General features: G+C 59.0%; 11 protein-coding genes. 8 read left to right on the top strand and 3 right to left on the bottom strand.

The genetic code is table 11. The features are described from left to right. Positions 1 to 410: 410 nt before the first annotated feature. Genes ACIX8_RS03230 through ACIX8_RS03220 form a run of 3 tightly spaced genes read right to left on the bottom strand, consistent with a single transcriptional unit; the run spans position 411 to position 8,775 of the window. Positions 411 to 4,655: a translocation/assembly module TamB domain-containing protein gene (locus ACIX8_RS03230; protein WP_014263881.1), complete on the bottom strand. Its 4,245-nt coding sequence runs from the start codon at positions 4,653 to 4,655 to the stop codon at positions 411 to 413. Beyond that, entirely contained in the window at positions 4,652 to 5,440 is a 789-nt protein-coding gene (locus ACIX8_RS03225) for a SurA domain-containing protein (RefSeq protein ID WP_014263880.1), read from the bottom strand. Before ACIX8_RS03225 ends, ACIX8_RS03230 begins: the two co-directional genes overlap by 4 nt. 17 nt (positions 5,441 to 5,457) lie before the next feature. Beyond that, the gene (locus ACIX8_RS03220; protein WP_014263879.1) at positions 5,458 to 8,775 is read right to left on the bottom strand and encodes an outer membrane protein assembly factor; all 3,318 of its coding nucleotides are present in this window, start codon (positions 8,773 to 8,775) and stop codon (positions 5,458 to 5,460) included. A gap of 280 nt (positions 8,776 to 9,055) precedes the next feature. Between ACIX8_RS03220 and ACIX8_RS03215 the strand changes: the two genes are divergently transcribed. From ACIX8_RS03215 to ACIX8_RS03180, 8 genes are all read left to right on the top strand, one after another. Then, entirely contained in the window at positions 9,056 to 10,111 is a 1,056-nt protein-coding gene (locus ACIX8_RS03215) for a ThiF family adenylyltransferase (protein WP_014263878.1), read from the top strand. A 160-nt stretch (positions 10,112 to 10,271) separates the two neighbouring features. Beyond that, positions 10,272 to 10,934 carry an RNA polymerase sigma factor gene (locus ACIX8_RS03210; protein WP_014263877.1) on the top strand — a complete coding sequence of 221 codons (663 nt, stop codon included), beginning with the start codon at positions 10,272 to 10,274 and terminating at the stop codon, positions 10,932 to 10,934. Continuing rightward, complete coding sequence (locus ACIX8_RS03205; RefSeq protein WP_014263876.1) at positions 10,931 to 11,245, top strand: hypothetical protein; 315 nt, start codon at positions 10,931 to 10,933, stop codon at positions 11,243 to 11,245. Before ACIX8_RS03210 ends, ACIX8_RS03205 begins: the two co-directional genes overlap by 4 nt. Before the next feature lie 258 nt (positions 11,246 to 11,503). Then, positions 11,504 to 12,121, top strand: a complete 618-nt coding sequence (locus tag ACIX8_RS03200; protein ID WP_014263875.1) for a shikimate kinase — start codon at positions 11,504 to 11,506, stop codon at positions 12,119 to 12,121. A 358-nt stretch (positions 12,122 to 12,479) separates the two neighbouring features. Then, complete coding sequence (locus tag ACIX8_RS03195) at positions 12,480 to 13,547, top strand: AI-2E family transporter (protein WP_014263874.1); 1,068 nt, start codon at positions 12,480 to 12,482, stop codon at positions 13,545 to 13,547. Between the two features lie 511 nt (positions 13,548 to 14,058). Continuing rightward, positions 14,059 to 15,312, top strand: coding sequence for a glycosyl hydrolase family 28-related protein (locus tag ACIX8_RS03190; RefSeq protein ID WP_014263873.1), 1,254 nt, complete (start codon positions 14,059 to 14,061; stop codon positions 15,310 to 15,312). A gap of 62 nt (positions 15,313 to 15,374) precedes the next feature. Beyond that, entirely contained in the window at positions 15,375 to 16,670 is a 1,296-nt protein-coding gene (locus ACIX8_RS03185) for an O-antigen ligase family protein (protein WP_014263872.1), read from the top strand. A 75-nt stretch (positions 16,671 to 16,745) separates the two neighbouring features. Then, positions 16,746 to 17,714, top strand: a complete 969-nt coding sequence (locus ACIX8_RS03180; protein WP_014263871.1) for a hypothetical protein — start codon at positions 16,746 to 16,748, stop codon at positions 17,712 to 17,714. Positions 17,715 to 17,934: the final 220 nt, after the last annotated feature.

Raw genomic sequence — 17,934 nt, 5'->3', positions numbered from 1 at the left:
ACTGCCACTGCGCAACGTTAGATGCCTAAGAAACACCTGGCGGATAAATATATTCCAATACGGGGTATAAATCACGTAAAGAGGGAGATCGATGTACCTATACTTCTTGCTCAATCCCCCCACAGAAGCATCATCCTGAGCGGAGTGCCTCGCGCTTTTGCGAGGCGTGCAGTCGAAGACCCCCGAGGGGGTTATCTCGCCTATGCTGTTGAGACCTTTTCCAGCACGAGAGCCCAGGCACGAGCGTTTGAGGTAGAAAGGTGCGGAAGGTATGGGCAAGATTGCAAGCCTCGGGGTCCTTCGACTGCGCGTCCCCAAAAGCTGGGACGCTTCGCTCAGGATGACGATCCTTGGGTGGGTAAAGGATGTCGATCCTTGGGTGGGTAAAAACGCTATGGTGTGTTTCAGCCCTAGCGATAGCGTTTGCGGATCTTGTAGACGACCGAATACACGCCTGATTCGTCGCGGGTTGCGACGATCGATTTGTTTTCGTCGATCTGATATTGCACCTGGATCAGCTGCTGGGCGCTCTGGTTGACGTTCGTCGCAAACACCAGCGTGAGTTGCTTGGAGAGAGGTTCCTGGACCGTGATGCGGGCCGCCGAGTTGCCGAGCGTCCCTACAAAGGCCGGGTCGATCTTGAACGAGCCCGCACCGAAGAGCTTGCCTACGCGGTTCGAAACCGTCGCGTTGAGCGCCCCGCCGAGCAAAGCACTGGTGGTCGGGTCGGTTCCGGCCTGCACCTGCTGCTCCTGGTAGAGCTGCGCCTCCTCCTGCGTTCGTCCGAGGGCGAGCAGGTTGAAGATATCGGCTTCAGCCAGCGGCGGCTCGGAGCGATAGGTGGGTTTCAGGTTCGTCGTCGTGCCATGCAGCCCGATGGTGAGGTCGTAGTTCTCGACGCGCGCGGTGGCATCGAGGTCGATCGTCGGGTCGATGCGCACGGGGTTGCTGAAGTAGATATTGCCGCGCTCGAGTTCGTACTTCGTCCCCGCAAAGGTCGCGCTACCGTCGGTGATCTGGATGCGGCCCAGCACGCTGGGCGTCCCGAGGGTACCTCGGATGGTGAGATCGACGTTGCCCGCGAGCTTCGCGTAGGAGTTCTGGAAGTCGAGCTGCGGCGCGCTGGTGACATGGACATCCAGATGAATCTTGTTCATCGCGGAGTCCGGATCGGGCGGCGCTTCTACTCCGCCCGATCCGGCGAAGGCAGCAAAGTCCATATCCGGCCCGATGCCAAAACGAGTAATCAGTACCGAGCCGGAGAGCAGCAGAGACTGTTGCGTACCCTGCAGGCGCAGATTCGCGTTCGTTGTCGTGCTCATGCCGTAGAGCCGCACCCGCACGTTGTCGGCAGTCGCGGTAAGGTCCGAGAAGAGGCCCTTCTGATAGCTGATCGATCCGCCCAGCTTGAGCTGCCCGCCGCCGGACGTCGCGGTCAGATCCTGCACGGTCAGACGGTTCTCGTTGAAGACCATCGTTCCATTCAGGTTGCTCAGACCGTTGGGAATGCCGTCCATCGCAAGATTCACGTTCTGGAACTGCACATTGCCGGTCAGCGAGGGCTGCTTCAGCCGCCCGTCGGCAGCCACCTTGAACGTGACCTTGCCCGAAGTGATGAGATCGGGGTTGAAGGTGTGAGCGATCGTCATGCTGACGTTGCCGTTCGCATTCAGCTTGATCGCTCCCCCCATTGGATTGTCGTCGCCGAAGACCTGCAACGTCCCTCCGGCATGGAGGTCCGTGTCCTGCCCGACGATGTGCAATTGTTCGACCGAAACCACCCCGTTACTCAGGCTTGCGCGCAGAGGCTCTGAGGTCTTCAGCTCGACCCCCTGGAGCTTGAAGTCGAAGGTACCGAAGGCGGCCGTGCCCTTCAGTTGCAGCGGCTTGGCGGCGGGACCGTTCACGGTGACCGTGCCATCGATGATGGAGCTCGTCTGAACCATGCCCGGCGAGAACAGGGACATCGGCCTGGAGACATCGAAGCCAGAGAACGTGAGCTTTGCCTGGGTCAGATAGTCGCCCTGCAGCAACGTCTGTCCGTTCGCCGCCACCTGGGCTCCAACCATGTGCGAGGTCAGGTCGTAGTAGACGGTCGAGCCCGTGCTGTGGGCTGTCAGGTTCAGGTCACCCAACGGCTTGCCCTCGACCGTGATGTTCGCCACCGCGATCTTCGCCTGTAGATTCGGCTCCAGCATCGTGCCATCGACCGTGGCGTCGAGCGAGAGCACGCCGTCGGCATCCTCATTCGCCTTGTGCACGAGATCGAGTTTGGAGAGCTGCAGCTTATCGCCCTGCACATGAGCATTGATGTGTTTGCTCGTCAGGTTGTACCCGCCACTGCCTGTAACGGTCATGCCATGGGCCTGCACCAGGAAATGGGAGGCATTGACTTGCTGCCCCTGCGCAGTCGCATCGACAGAGACAGTCTGGTAGTTCTCTCCGTACGCCGCACCGTTGGTCAGAGTGACATTGCCGCTGCCATGCAGGTCTTTGACCGTTCCGGAGAGATGGGCATTGATGTTGGCGGTACCCGTGACAGGAACCTTGCTCTGCTGCCCGGTAATCTGCAACAGGTCGGTCACCTGCGCGTTGGCGAGCTTCACGCTCGTATCGATGCCCAGGTCGTTGTCCCATACATAGTCGACAACACCACGCCGGGAGACGGTCTTCCTCGGCTCGAATGTTCCGGTTACGTTGAGCACAGCCGTCCCGCGCTTGATGGTGGAACTGGCGATGGCGACACCGCTGTTGGGCGAGTACTCAGCATCGGCGACGGCGGAATCGATCTGCACATCGGCTGCGGTGCCCAGTTTGACCTCAGCGTTATTCGCGACGAGATGGCCCTTTACGTCGAGATTGCGGATCGCTCCGCGCGCGGAGCCGTTGAAGTCCATGGCCCCATGCAGCACAACAGGAATCGCAGCGGTTCCCTTCTTGCCGTTGGCTTCAAAGCCGAGCGTCTGCAGCAACTGGTCAAACTCGCCAAGATCGCGTGCCTGCAGATTGACCTGCAGGGAGGTAAGCGGATCGCCGTTGTTGACGCCCAGTATTCCGTTGACCTGCAGCACGGTGGCGGGCGTCTGTAACTCGAGATGCGTAATGCTTACAGACTCCGGGCGTCCGTCATAGTGCGCCAGTGTCTGGCCGGTCACAGGAATGTTCGAGAGCGCACCGCGGCGTGCAACGTTCGTTGGTGCGAACTTCAGGTCGCCATCCACCTGGACGGTCTTCGAGACATCGGCGTCCGGGCCGCCCCACTGGACCTTAACCGGCCCCGTTACGGCGGTATCGAAACCTAGATCGCCATAGTGCTCGGGCGCGGTGATATCCATAATTGTGCGCAGCGGAATGCGATCGATCGTAGCCGTAACGAAGGCGCGAGAGCCGCCTGGCGTTGCGCCCAGCCAGTTCTCGATCCGCAGCTCGCCCTGCGCGCCGCCTCCACCGGGCAGAGAAGCCGTGAGCGAAGACAGCAGCATCTGTGCCGGAGTGAAGTGCATTTGAGCGGCGCCGTTGATGTCATGCAGCCGCACATATTCATTGCGATAGCCCACGTTGTGCAGCTTGACCGCGCCCACTAACAGATAGCCGGACTTGCAGTCAGGATCGGGTGGCTGCAGCGTCGCGGTGGCCGGGGCCGGCGTCTTGCTGTGCCGCTGCCAGAAGTGCTTCTTAGGCGCGGTCGGAGGCGCGACAACGCAGTTGCGCCCATGCACGTCCAGATCGACCAAGCCCCCGGTCAAGCCCTCGACTCCAGTAAGAAAACCAAGCTGTTTGAGCTCCACCGAGCCCTTTGCCTGGACCTGCCATGCGGGCTTGTTGAAGTGTTGCAGGAGCGCGTTCGCGGTGAGGTGCGTCGTCGCACCGGTGCGGAAGTCCAGGCTCTGCAACTGTGCCATGTCGCGCCCGATCTCGGCGGTCAGGTGCAGCTTCGATTGCACCTCGGGCTGCTTCGCCATCTTTGTGCGCAGGTCCGCAAGGTCGACAGTCGCACCGTAGTGGTCGGACGACGCGATGTAGTGCACCTCAACAGCGAGATCCTGTGCGGCGAGGTCGAACGGAATCGCGCGATCGTTCAAGACAGCAAGTCCGTTCGCCAGCTCCACCTTGCCGGCCTGCAGGTCGAGCAGGGTGTCCTGTATCGGCTCCGTGCTGGTGCCCTTGTGCTTCGGTACAGGCTGGTTGGTCTTGCCGTCCTTGTCGATGATGAGATGAATATGAGGCTGCTCGACGCGCAGATAGTTCACGCCCACGTGCGACTGCGGCCCCTTGCCCACGATGTGCGAGAGGAACGTGTTGATGCGCAGGCGCACAAAGATCTTGTCCGCGGAGAGATACGGGGCTTCACCCGGGCCCTCCGTGCCATGCAGAACCAACCCGTCCGCCTCAATCGCCAGGTGCCAGAGACTGAAGGAGAGATGGCCCAGCTCGACGTGGGCGCCGGTCGAGTCCTCGAGAACCTTAACGACCTCGCCCCCAACCCGGTGCTGAAAATCATCCGTCGTCGTGTAGAACGAAACACCCACCACCAGCAGTACGAGGAGCAGCGCCAGCGAGCCGAAGATCCATCCCAGCACGCGGAGGATACGGTTACGCTTTGGAGCAGGCGAGGAAGAGACTTCGCCGGTAGAGGGTTTCGGAGTCTCGCTCATGGCGCCCCCTCTTCCGGATGCAGCACCACTACACTGCCCTGCGCGCGCAGGCTCTTCAGCCAGTCGCCCAGCAGGGCAGAGACCTCCTGCTGCAGCAATACCTCCTGGATGCGGCTGGAGATCGAATCCAGGCTCGGTGGCGTCGCCTTCTGCCTGGCGTACTCAGGCAGCAGCGTCTTGTCGTAGTAGGACTTGATCTCTTCAGGCTTGACCTTGATACCCAGACGGAAGCGCTCTTCGATAAAGCGCAGCACCTCCATGCGCGACCGCCAGCGGCTGATCAGTGTTGCTTCGGTAAATCCATTGGTTGCAAGGAACTTGTTCCACCCGTCCGGCGTCTCGCAGTTGTAGGGCTTGCACGCCGGAATATTCTTGCGCAGATTGTCGAGATCTTTCCTGACCTGATCGTCCGTAATGGGATCTTCAGGCTGCAACTTCAACTGCTGCAGGATGAGGCTTCGGTTGATGAGGCGTTCGATGGCGCGATCGCGCGAGGTATCCGCATTCGGATTGCGGTACGGCTGAAAGACCTGCAGACGTGTCTCTTCATTCACGTCGCTGTCGAGAATGAGATCGCCGTTCACAATAGCAACCACTCGGTCGAGTGCCATCCCCTGCGCGAGGGGCATCTGCGGCGCGACAGCCTGCGGCTCCGGCGCGGTCACTGGAACGGAGTTCTTCTGAGCCGTGCTCTGTGCGCACATCGTTCCCGGCAAAACGGACGCCGCCGCGAGCACCAGAAGGCGGAGGCGAAGGCTGTCGAGTTGGAGAGTGCGCATCATCATGGCTTAGAAACGATGTTTTAGAAACTCTGTCCGATGCTGAAGAAGAAGTTGAAGTGACCCGCCTGTCCTACATAAGGGAGAGCCCCTGTGTAGTCGTCGAAGACGGGATATACCGGAGGATTGAGGTTATAGCTGAAGTCCACGCGAATCGGCCCGACGGGCGTCTTATATCGAACGCCGAGGCCGATCGCATGCGAATAGTACTTGAAGCTACAGGTGCCGACGGCATTCGCCTGTTGCTCCCGTGGCGTGGAGCCCGGCGTTCCAGCCGGAATCGTTATATTCCTGCAGGTCTGTTCGTTCGGCTGATGAAAGTTCTTGATGCTCTTGAACATGTCCCCGGGATACTGAAAGACGTTCCCCATATCGTGAAAGATGACGAAGGAGATGCTGTCTCCGACCAGCGGAAGCGTCGGCGGAGGAAGGCGCAACTCAACCGTGTTGACGACCACGCCCGAGCCGCCGACGGGATACCCGGTCGTGAGATCGCGTGGACCGGCGGCATTGATTCCAAAGCCCCGATGCGATGTGGCACCGCCGGCATACAGGCGTTCCGGCAGCGGAACGGCATTACAGGTTGCGTTGGTCTGCAGCAGGATGCCCGCGCAGGCCAGATTGCTGACACCAATCTGGCCGCTGCCCACGCCAGCCGCGTTCGGGTTCAGACCAAAGGAATTCTCGAAGCCGATACGCGTGTTGCGTGCCAGCACATACTTCCTCTTGCCGAAGGTGTAATACGTGGACTGCGAGGCATCGACCTTATTGAAGTCGGTATCCGAGCCGAACTTCGACGAAGCAATAAATTCCTGGATTGAGAAGTACGTGCCTTTGCCCGCATCCAGCGGGCTGGGATCGCGCGTGTCATGAAAGTACGTAATCGCCGGTCCACCGACACGCACCGGCTCCGACAATTGAGGGATCAGGTTGGGCGTGACTTCGAGACTGTCCGCATCGACCGACACCCGGCGATATTGGAAGTCATAGATGAACGTATCGGCCTTGCGGAACTTCTGCGTCAACCGCACATCGCCCTGCAGCGTGGACGAAGCAAACGTCGTGATGTCCTGCACGTTGGAGTAGCCGCCGGAGAGCGTCGCGGTGTAGTTAGGCTTGCCCAGCAACTGCGGAGTGTTCAAGCTCAACGTCGCTACTTTTTCCAGCAGGCCGTACGTCGTATGCAGCGTGAGCGACTGCGTTGTACCGCGCAGATTGATGCGCGAGATATCCAGCGTGCCGCGAGGGCTGACGCCGGCCTTGCCATTCTGTGCGGCGGTGCCGGCACTGCCGCTTGTACCGGTAATGGTTCCAGGGGCGATTCCACCGGGAACCACACCCGGGGTTCCAGTCTGTGCCTCAAAGCCGAAGCCATAGGTCACATCCCATCGCTTGGCCTCGGTCAACTGCACCAGGACGTTCTTCATCGGCGCATCGCCCGTAGGGTTCTGAACCTGGGCGTTGACTTCATTGAACAGAGCAAGGTTGTAGAGCTTGCGCTGCGTCTCGAGTAATGCCGCCTGATCGAGCGCCCCGCCCGCATGGACGGTGAGCTGCTTCTGCACCACCGACGGCTTCGTATGCACGATGCCCGATAGCAGCACCTGGTCAATGAACACCTGCTGGCCTTCCGACACGTTCAGCGTAACGTCGGTCCTGGTCTTGTCCGCGTCTTCGACGTTCTGTGCGATCTCGATCTTCGCGTGGTCGAAGCCATGCGCGATGTAGTAGCCCAGCACCGCATCGCGATCGCCCGATAGCGTGATGAGCGAGAAGGGCTGCCCCGTCTGCGCGTTCAGCAGCGACTGCACATCTTTGTGGCGCCCCGCATCCACTCCGGAAAACTTGATCGCGCCAAACTTCTGCTGAGTCCCTTCGACGATATTGAAGGTCACTCGGATCTGCGCAATCTTCGAGTCCGGCCCTTTTTCAATGTCCTTGACGTCGGCAGTTACCTTGGCCGCGCTGAATCCGTTGGCACGATACAGCGCAAGAATCGAGTTCGTATCGGCGGTAACCAACTGCGAGCTATAGGTTCCATTGCGCACATACGCATCGGCCTTCTTTACCCGCAGGCGTTCCTCAATCACATCCGTCTCGAAGTACTTATTTCCCTTCAGGGTCACGCCCGTTACCCTGTGGCGCTGCCCCGGCGTCACGTCGTACTGCACGGTCACATTGCTTGTTCCCGCGCCAAGGAGCTGCACCTTCGTCTGCGCATCGAAGTAGCCCTGCTGCTGAAGGTAGTCACGAATGTTGAATGAACCTTCATTGAGCAGATCGTTATCGACCGCGCCTTCCTCGAAGACCGGAACCAGCAGATGAATGCGCGACCTCGACAGCTTGACGCCGTTCACGATCACCTTGACCAACGGGCCCTGCTCCGCGGAGAAGTCGTAGTTCAGGCGCTTGGTCGGCGGAACATACGTCTGGCTCTGCAGACTGACCGTGGCCTCCAGGCGGTTCTGCTTCTGGTAGTACTTCCGCACATCCGAGAGTGCCGTACTGGTCGTCTCGCGGCCGACCTTGGGGCGGCAGCTCTTGTTGAACTTCGCGGCGATCCACGAGCAGTTGAGATGTCCCTTCTGGCGGAACTCATCGACGGTGATCCCCGGCTCCTTGCCTCCGACGGCGACATCGCCCACCCGCGCCTGCGGTCCGGTCTCGACGGTAAAAGTCGCATTGACCTGGTGGCCGGCATCGTCCGTCGTCGTAGCGACCTTCACCGTGGGCTGGTAGAAGCCGTTCTGCGCCAGAGTCTGTTTCACGCCTTCAACGGCGGCAGGGATCTGTGCCTCGGTGTAGGGCGAACCTGGGTCGAGTTTGGTCGCAAACTCCAGCAGCGAAGTCAGCCGCTCCTGATTGACGCCGTGAATCTCAACCCGTCCAACGTAGTAACGGGCCGTTCCGACATAGATGAGCGTCAGGCTATTGCCGTTCGTCAATCCGTTGACACCGATGTCACGATAGCGGCCGCTCGCAAACAGGCGGCGCAGGTCGTTCTGGACCTTCTCCGGATCGAGTGGCTGTCCGGCCTTCTGGGTCAATTCCGCGAGGATGGCATCCTTCTCACCGAAGGTCACACCATCGAAGCGAATGGCTTCCACGTTGACACCACGCTTCTCCCAGATGCTGGTGGCCAGCGCCGGAAGGGTGTTGGTCACACTCGAGCTGGCCTGCGGATTAGCGGCAGTCTGGGCGGTCGCCTGGGGCGCTGTCTGGGGTGCGGCCGGAGATACAATCTGGGGAGTTGGAGCGTCAGGAATTGCCACTAGAGTCTGCGCGCTCGCACCGGTCAGCAGGGAAAAGCCCGCGACAGCCGCAAGACAAGCGTTTCGCAAGGCTCTCCTGCAAGCCGCCCCGCGCGGGGTGAGCCGGACATCCTTGCTCACGACACCACCCTCTGAACCCGCCAATGCCGGCATCCCCTCGAAAAAATACTCTACTGTAACCGCCACGAAGTAAGGCGCCGCGCTGAGCCAGACTTGCCCCGAGAGGAACTACAAGCAAGCAATCGCGATGCGTCTGGGCTTCATTTTACAGATGCCAAAAGCGGCGCAAGAGTTCGCTGGCCTCCACGATCTCAACCGCCTCCCTCGTATACTGCGAAGGATGGAAGTTATGGCAAGCGAAGTCGATGCTACGCCAACCGGCCTGCCGATTGAAGATGCCGAACGCTACTCGCGGCAGGTGCTCTTTCGCGGCATTGGCGCGGAGGGCCAGAAGAAGCTACAGCAAGGTCACGCCGCAGTCATCGGCGTAGGTGCCACCGGCGCAGCCACAGCCGGTCTGCTCGCCCGCGCCGGTGTCGGCCGCCTCACCCTGATCGATCGCGACTTCGTAGAGCCCTCCAACCTGCAACGCCAGGTATTGTTCGACGAAGACGACGCCCGCGCTGCCCTGCCCAAGGCCGAGGCTGCCAGACAGCATCTCGCCCGCATTAACTCCGGCATTCAGGTCAACGCTCAGGTGGCCGATCTCGTCCCCGCCAACATTTCAGCCCTGCTCGAAGGTGCGAATATCGTCCTCGACTGCACGGATAACTTCGAAACGCGATATCTACTGAACGACTTCTGCGTGCGCGAGGGCAAGCCCTGGATCTACGCGGCTGCGGTAGGCTCCTACGCCGCCACCATGAACATCCTTCCGCAGGAGACAGCCTGCCTGGCCTGCATCTTTCCCGCAGCCCCCTCAGGCAATGTTGAAACCTGCGATACCGCCGGAATTCTCTCCACGGCGGTCAATCTCGCCGCCTCGCTCCAGACCACCGAGGCGCTGAAGTTTCTTACCGGCCAACCGGAGCTTATGCGCAGGACCCTGCTCTCCTTCGATCTCTGGACCGGGGAGCGTTCGGAGATCGCCACGGCGCATCCGCGTAAAGGCTGTGACGTCTGCGAAGCGCGCAGCTTCCGCTACCTCGCGGGCGAAGGCCGGCCTCACATTACCCTCTGCGGTCGAAACTCCGTTCAGATTCATGAGCACCACCGTCCCGTGGATCTGCTCGCGCTGCGCGACCGCCTCTCTCCTCTCGGCAAGGTGCGCTCCAACGGCATGCTGCTGCGTTTCGAACGCCCGCCCCATTCGATTACCGTCTTCCCGGATGGCCGCGCCCTGGTACAGGGCACCACCGATATCGGGCTGGCACGCTCTCTGTACGCGCGTTTTATCGGGGTGTAGCTTCCCCCTATGGGCCGTGCCCAGTATCGGATCTGGAGATACAACCCACCCCCTTATGATGTAGTCCAATTGGCAGAACACTCGGAACTTACCGTCGCTTGCTATAGGCTGGAAGCAAGCGTTCCGGCGTAGATCGAGTGCAAGGACCGGACACTTACTTATGGGAACTCAAGGCTTTTCGACGATGCAGCCAAAACCGAACCCGGGTTTGTTCAAACGAAACCCACCTATCGCCGGCGAGGCTGACGCCATCGAGCGCGCAAAAAATGGCGACCCTGATGCGTTTTCCAAGCTTTACGCACTTCATAAGCGCCGTGTCTATACCCTTTGCCTGCGCATGCTCGGCAATGTCTCAGAGGCCGAAGACATGACGCAGGAGGCGTTTCTGCACCTATTCCGCAAACTGGGCAGCTTTCGTGGAGAGAGTGCCTTCTCTACATGGCTCCATCGCCTGACGGTGAACCTGGTACTGATGCACCTGCGTAAAAAGGGACTGCAACTGGTCTCGCTAGAAGAAACGATCAATCCTTCCGAGGAGGACGCTCCCAAGCGCGACTTCGGTTCTCGCGACCCGCAACTGGCGGGTTCCGTGGACCGGGTAACGCTGGAGCGTGCTGTCGCTTCCCTGCCTCCCGGCTATCGTATGGTCTTTGTTCTGCACGATGTCGAAGGCTTCGAGCATAACGAGATCGCAACCATGCTGGAGTGCTCGACCGGCAACAGCAAGTCTCAGCTCCATAAGGCGAGGCTGAAGCTGCGCGAACTTCTTCGCCAGCCCGATCGGCTTCCGCCTGTTGAAGGCCTGAAGGAGGTAGCACTGTGAGCGACCTCACGAACGTCAACTTCGACACCATGACCGTAGCGGAGTTCGAGGAATATCTTCCCGACCTCTTCGCCACCGGGGGCGGCAAAGTCAGCGAAGATCCGCGCTTTGCAAAGTTCCTCAAAGCCAACCCCGATTGCGCCGCCCTGGTAAGCGACCTGGAAACGATTGCCGAACATGCACGCAGTCTCTTCGAACCGACCCACGAACCGAGCGACTCCGTCTGGTCGAACATCGCGGACAAGCTGAAAAACGGCATCGTCGGCGACGAAGACGGAATCAACGGCACTGAACACTTAGCGGCCGAATAACCCCTCGCAGGTGCGGCAGCAAAAGCCGCACTTGCAAAATCTAACCTCACGCGGTACCTTGTTCTCGATGACGATGCACTGCACCTCCGCCCGATTTACCTATTGCTACTGGTGGCAACCAGCGGCCCGGCGGACGTGCGTGCTTCTCTGAGAGAACCCAGAGAAACGGAACGAAATCCACCGAGCCGCAACCCTAACAGGTTGCGGTTTTTCTTTTGGCCCAACCCGGTTCTCAAAAAACAAGATACGGAGACGACAATGACCGCAACAGCCGCTACGCTTGAAGCAGTGCCCGAACCCACTCCAGCCCGATCCGTGCCCTCTGCGGCACACCACCCCGCCCCGGCCGGCTATGACCGTATCGTCTTCACCGGCTTCATGGGCTCGGGCAAGTCCACCGTCGGCGCTCTGCTGGCCGACCGGCTCGGTTGGACCTTCCTCGACCTAGACACGGAGATCGAGCGGCGCTGCGGCCTGGCCGTGCCTCAGATCTTTGCCCAATTGGGTGAGGCACACTTTCGCCGGCAGGAGACGGCAGCCCTGGCCTCCGTGCTGGGCCGCTCGCGCATTGTGATCGCTCTGGGCGGCGGCGCACCCGAGGAGCTCGGCAACCGGCTGCTGCTGGAGCAGACTCCAGCAACGGCGGTGGTCTTTCTGACCGCGCCCTTTGCTACCCTCTACGACCGTTGCCAGGTGCAGGCAGCAACGCCCGGCGCCACGGAACGCCCTGTGCTGGCCGACCGCCAGAAAGCCGAGGCCCGCTTTGCGGCGCGACTGAAGCACTATGAGCGCATTGCGGACTCCACGCTCGATACGACTGCGTTATCGCCCGAAGCGACCGTGGAAGCGGTGTTGCGGGAGTTTTCGCAAAGTTAGTCGCGTTGCCTTTGCCTTTCTGGTTGTCATTCCGAGCGCAGCGAGCGAACCTGCTTCCTCCCGTTTTTAGCTCGTGCCAGTACAAGCTACACCCTCTTGATTTCCCACGCCTTCTTGGCAGTACGAACGAAGAACGGGAGACAGCAGGTTCGCTCGCTGCGCTCGGAATGACAACCAGAAAGGCAAAGGCAAAAACAAAGGCAATCTCCCACCGTACGATACCCTTAGAACCTCATACACCCGGCAGACCGATCCCCGCATCCAACTCACAACAAACCAAAGGAGCTTCGCGCTGATCTCACCGCCACTCGCCGCCCAACCCCTGCCCCCGGAAGAGCCGCAGCTCACGCCGAAGCAGGTGCGCGAGTCCCGAGCAACGCGCAGCAACATCCTTTTCTTCTTCGCAGTTTTGATCGCGCTCGGTCTGGCGTGGAAGCTGCTCAACGTGCTGGAACTCGTCTACGTGAGCGCGCTCTTCGCCGTAGTTCTGATGCCGGTCGTACAGCAGATCATGCGGGTCAGGATTCGCGGCTGGAGCCCCTCGCGCCCCATCGCCATCGTCGTGTTGCTGGGGACCGTGCTCTTCGCCCTGACGTTGTTTCTGATCGTCGGTCTGCCGCCCGTGGTGCATGACATCCAACGCTTCGCGGCCGATCTGCCCAAGCGCATTCCCGACCTCGTCGCCCGGCTGCACAAGCTGCCGATGGCCGATAAACTGGGCGTCGATTCCCTGGCCCAGCGTTCGGAAGACCTTGCCTCCTCGGTTGCAACCTATCTCCTCGCCTCGCTTCCCCTCTGGATGAAGCGCATCCTCGATATTGTTACCGCCTTCATCCTCTGCATCTACTTCATGCTCGAGGGCGAATACGCCTACTATTATTTCCTCTCCTTTTTTACCGCCTCTGAACGCACACGTCTGGCCAAGACGCTGATCACGGCCGAGCATCGCATGAGCAAGTGGCTGCTGGGACAAGGAGCGCTGATGCTGATCCTCGGCATCACGAGCACCTGCGTCTTCGGCGCACTGCATGTGCGCTACTTCGTTCTGTTGGGCGTCCTGATGGGGCTCTTCAACATCATTCCTGTCGCCGGCGGCGTCATCACCATCCTGTTGGTGGCTAGCGTGGCCGCGCTCGACTCCTGGTCGAAGATGCTTGGCGTCTTCATCTTCTATGCGATCTATGTGCAACTCGAAAACGGCTTCCTGACACCACGCATCATGAAGACCAGCGTGAACCTGATGGGGCTCTCCGTACTGGTCGCGTTGCTGGCCGGCACAGCTCTGGCAGGAATTCCCGGCGCACTCGTCTCCGTGCCGACCGCCGCCCTGATTGCCGTGTTGATGGACGAATACTTCGTCAAGGCAGACGGCGAGCAACTCGCCCGCGAGGCCGAAGCCACCGAAGCCGTCGCAGCAAAGGCCTGACTGCAACCGTCCCGATGACGCTTCTTCCTCCCCACAGAAGCGTCATCCTGAGCGAAGCATCTCGCGCTTTTGCGAGGTGCGGAGTCGAAGGACCCCGAGGGACTTAATCTTGCCCATGTTATTGAGACCTTCTCCAACACGAACGTCAGGCTCGAACGTTTGAGGTGAAAAAGGGGCCAAGGGCATGGGCACGATTGCAACCCTCGGGGTCCTTCGACTCCGCGTCCCCAAAAACCGGGACGCTTCGCTCAGGATGACGCTCCAGTGATGGGATAAAAACACGACCATTTTGAGTTGAGGCTACGACATCTGCGGTATTACTTGCGAATACGGCCGCCGCAACCAGAGACATTTTGCCGACAAACAATTGACATAAATGCGGCAACCCCATGCCCGCATTCAAAGTAAAACTGTATCTGTCGTAGAACCCCGCTCACCCCGAGCTCGTCCGGACGGGACCGCCGCGGACTATCGTCCTGAAGGGATGCCAACGCGATAAGGAGAATTTTCAATGAAGTCCAGAAGATCGCTTCCTCTCCTTTTGGCCCTGGGCATGAATGCATGTGGACTTCCTATGAACTCCCAGGCGTTGCCCATTGCGAGTAATGGAACTGGGACGTCCGGGATCAGCGTTATGAGCTATGGGGCTGCGGGAGATGGAATCACCGACGACACAAGGGCCATCAACTCGGCAATGACAGCCTGCGTCAACAAAACGGCTCCGGCCAACGGCTGCGTCTTGTATTTTCCGGCAGGCATCTACATCACCACAGGACTTGCCCTCCAATCGTTTGTGCACATGAAAGGCGATGGCTGGGGGACCTCTGTCCTCCGGCTCAAGCCACACACTTCCGCGGATGTACTTACAGTTCCGGCTGGAACGTTCAACTTCAGCGTTTACGGATTAACGCTTGACGGAAACTCCGCAAAGGGTGGATCTGGAAACTGCTTTTCTACCGCTACGACCGCAACCGGGCCGGTGGAGTGGAATACAGCGAATAAGCGAGCGGCTTCTATCAATGTCCAGAAATGGGGACACATGGAAGAGGTGATGTTTACCAACTGCTCGGCGGACGGCATCCACATCAACGCCTATAACTACATGCTGTTTATTGATAATTTCTATATTTTCAATAATGGATCGTACGGCCTCTATACCCAGGGAACGAACAGCAGCTTTACGAACTTTCAAATCGAGCGCAACGGTACAGCCGGGATACATGTCGCCAACGCCAATAATAGATTTACCTCCGGAGAAGTCATTTGGAATGGATCGGCCAACAGCACCGAAGCGGCAGTCTATGTATCCGGCGGAAGAAATATTCTCACCGCTGTCGAAGCCGAAGATAACTACACTAACGGATTTTTCGACAACGGCTCCGACGACGAATTTATTGGCTGTGTCTCCGATTCAAACGGCTATGCGCGCGGAGATGCGAATGCCTCTTCTTTGACCGCTAGCGGATTTATTCTCGACGGGACGGGTGGAGTCTATATCGGAGATAAGGTAACGAGTTATCGTGGCCGTCTCCCCGATGGAAAATTCCCCACCCAGTGGCCTTACATCCTGAAGAATGCAAACCAGGCAAGAATCGACATTAGCTCCGATAGCACTAACGAACCGCCGCCTACGGTCTCTGAGGTACCGCAAGCAGGATCGTCCATGGCTGGGCATGTAGCTTGTATCAAGTCAGCCGGGCCTCCTGTAGTGATTGGGTTCTGCTCCAAAGTGAACAACTCCACAGGCGCTTGTACCTGCAGTTGAAACCATCACACCCGGCAACTCTCGACGTACTGCCCTGCAGCATTGGAATGGTATGAGGACACTTGAACACTAGCGCTACAACCTTCGAAGCAGGCAGCACAACGGCGCAGCCGACCCTGTTCCTTCCGGCGCTGATCGGATTCTTTTTCTCCTTTCGCGTCTTCTCCGTTGTCCTGACGGTGCGCGTCCTGCAGCAAGACCCTCAAGTCGGGGTGGCCATCAGTCTTGGCGTTAATTTCCTGTTGTTGCTGCTCGTCGTGTTTCAGACGTTCGGGCCTGCGCCGAGGACCCTGCGCTCGTTGTTGCGATTGCCAGGCCTCTTCTGGGTACTGTTCTTTCTCGGATTCTCCGGTTGCAGTCTGATCTGGAGCGTTGCAGACTCGTTGCCGGCAGCGGCGGCTTTCTGGGGTGGGATGGCCTCTGACTGGGCGATGGTGATTCTGCTGCTTCGCTCAGGCTCCATTTCCGAGGTATCTTCCAGCCTCATGAAAGGCATCGTCTACGGGGCCTGCTGCGTCGCCCTGGTGGCATGGATCTTGCCAGCGCAATCGGACCTTCGCCTTGGTGACGAAGACTTCCTCGGCCCCAATGCCATCGGCTATGCCTGCGGCTTCGCGATGTTTTTCGCGGAGTACCTAATCCTGGTGCGGCGCGAGAAAGGCCCCTGGAAGTTTTCCTTAGTCTTTCTGGGCATCACGCTTCTCCGCAGCCTCAGCAAAACCACCATCATTGCTTTCATCGCGAGTGGAATTACCCTGTTACTTCTGGATAAGTCGATCAGCCGAAAGACCAAGGTCATCGTGGTTCTTTCGCTCATCGTTATATTTATCTTATTTTCGAGTTTATTAGTCTCCTACTTTTCCGACTATACCGACACCGACACGGGAGATCAGGCCGAGTCCCTTAGCGGCAGGCTTGGGATATGGGCTTACATCTTGAACGAAGCGGTGGATAAACCCTTGATCGGGCATGGATTTCATTCTGTCTGGCACGTAATCCCTCCCTTCTACAGCTCCCACTTCGAAGCCAGGCACGCGCACAACGAGTTACTGCAACAGTTCTATGCCTATGGCGCGGTGGGCGTCGTCATGCTGATCGGCCTTTATGGCAGCTTTTATCGCCAGATCAAAAAACTGCCCGCCTCTCCGCTGAAGGCGATGCTGTTCGGGCTGCTGGTATTTATTCTTATCCGCGGCCTCGCCGATACCGAAGCCTTTGATCTCTCGCTTCCGCTATGGGCGATTACCTTGTTCTCCACCCTGATGTCAGAGGCGATGCTTTCACCGTCTCAGCTCGATTCATCCGACGCAACGCTCCCGGTTTCGAACTTACCCCTACAAACGCTGTCTCCGAGCTGAATTAGAGGAATGATTGAAAATGATCAGGGGAGGACGCTCTCCTAAGCTGGAAGATGGAAAAGAGAGAGGCAAAAGATGTTCGCGAAGGAAGCCATTCAGAGAGCGCTGCAGCGCCTGAGACTGTGGGTTGCAGGTGACACCCTGCAGCTCATGGGACGCATGGCCAGTTGGCAGGTCCGGCCACGGCAAGTGATCTCCTCGCTTCGGGACGTCGAATTTAAGGTGACCTCACAGTGGGGCGAAGATGGGATCATCGATTGGCTGATCGAGCGCGCCCAGATTCCTCCCGCCTCTCAATCCTTCATCGAGTTCGGAGTGGAGACCTACCGTCAGTCCAACACTCGATTTCTTCTGCAAAACCGTAACTGGCGCGGACTCATCATGGACGGCAGTCCCGCCGTGGTCGCCGCCGTGAAAGAAGACAACCTCAACTGGAAGCATGACCTCACCGTTCGGGCCGCCTTCATCACGCGCGAGAACATCAACGACCTGATCTCAAGTGCCGGGTTCAGAGGCGACGTCGGGCTGCTCAGCATCGACATCGACGGCAATGATTATTGGGTATGGGAAGTTCTCGATGTCATCCGGCCCATCCTCTGCATCTGCGAATACAACGCGGTCCTGGGAGACATCCACCCCATCTCGACGCCCTATACCCCCAGCTTCAACCGCACGCAGGCTCACCACAGCAACCTGTACTTCGGGGCTTCGATTGCCGCGCTCCGTTCGCTGGCGGTGAAGAAGGGATACCGTTTCGTCGGTACGAACTCCGCGGCCAACGATGCCTTCTTTGTGCGTGAAGACTATGCGCAACGATTCGTGGACAGCTCACTGCAAAATATTCAGGCGCTGCCGTCCTTCGTTCGCGAATCCAGGGACGAGTCCGGACAACTGAACTATATCGGTGGAGTCGATCGGCTGAAACTGATCTCGACCTTGCCCGTGGTCAACGTGGAGACGGGTAAAACCAGCAGACTCAGCGACCTAGAGTCGGTCTACAGCCAGGAATGGCTGGAGAGCATGACCGGAGCAACCGCGGGTTAGGTCGTGTCTGCCGAATCGGAGATCGTAGTTTTAGACCGAAGCCAAAATCGATGCACTCAGACGCTTTTGTTTTACGTCGCCACAGAATCGTCATCCTGAGCGGAGCGTCCCAGCTTTTGGGGACGCGGAGTCGAAGGACCCCGAGGGTTGCCACCTTGCCCAAACCTTTTACACCTTTTCAACCTCAAGCGTTCGAGCCTGGACCTTCGTGCTGGAAAAG

The sequence above is a fragment of the Granulicella mallensis MP5ACTX8 genome, assembly GCF_000178955.2.
Classification (GTDB): Bacteria; Acidobacteriota; Terriglobia; order Terriglobales; family Acidobacteriaceae; genus Granulicella; species Granulicella mallensis.
The sequence above is the reverse complement of the archived record's forward strand: the minus strand, read 5'-3'. Positions and strand labels throughout refer to the sequence as shown.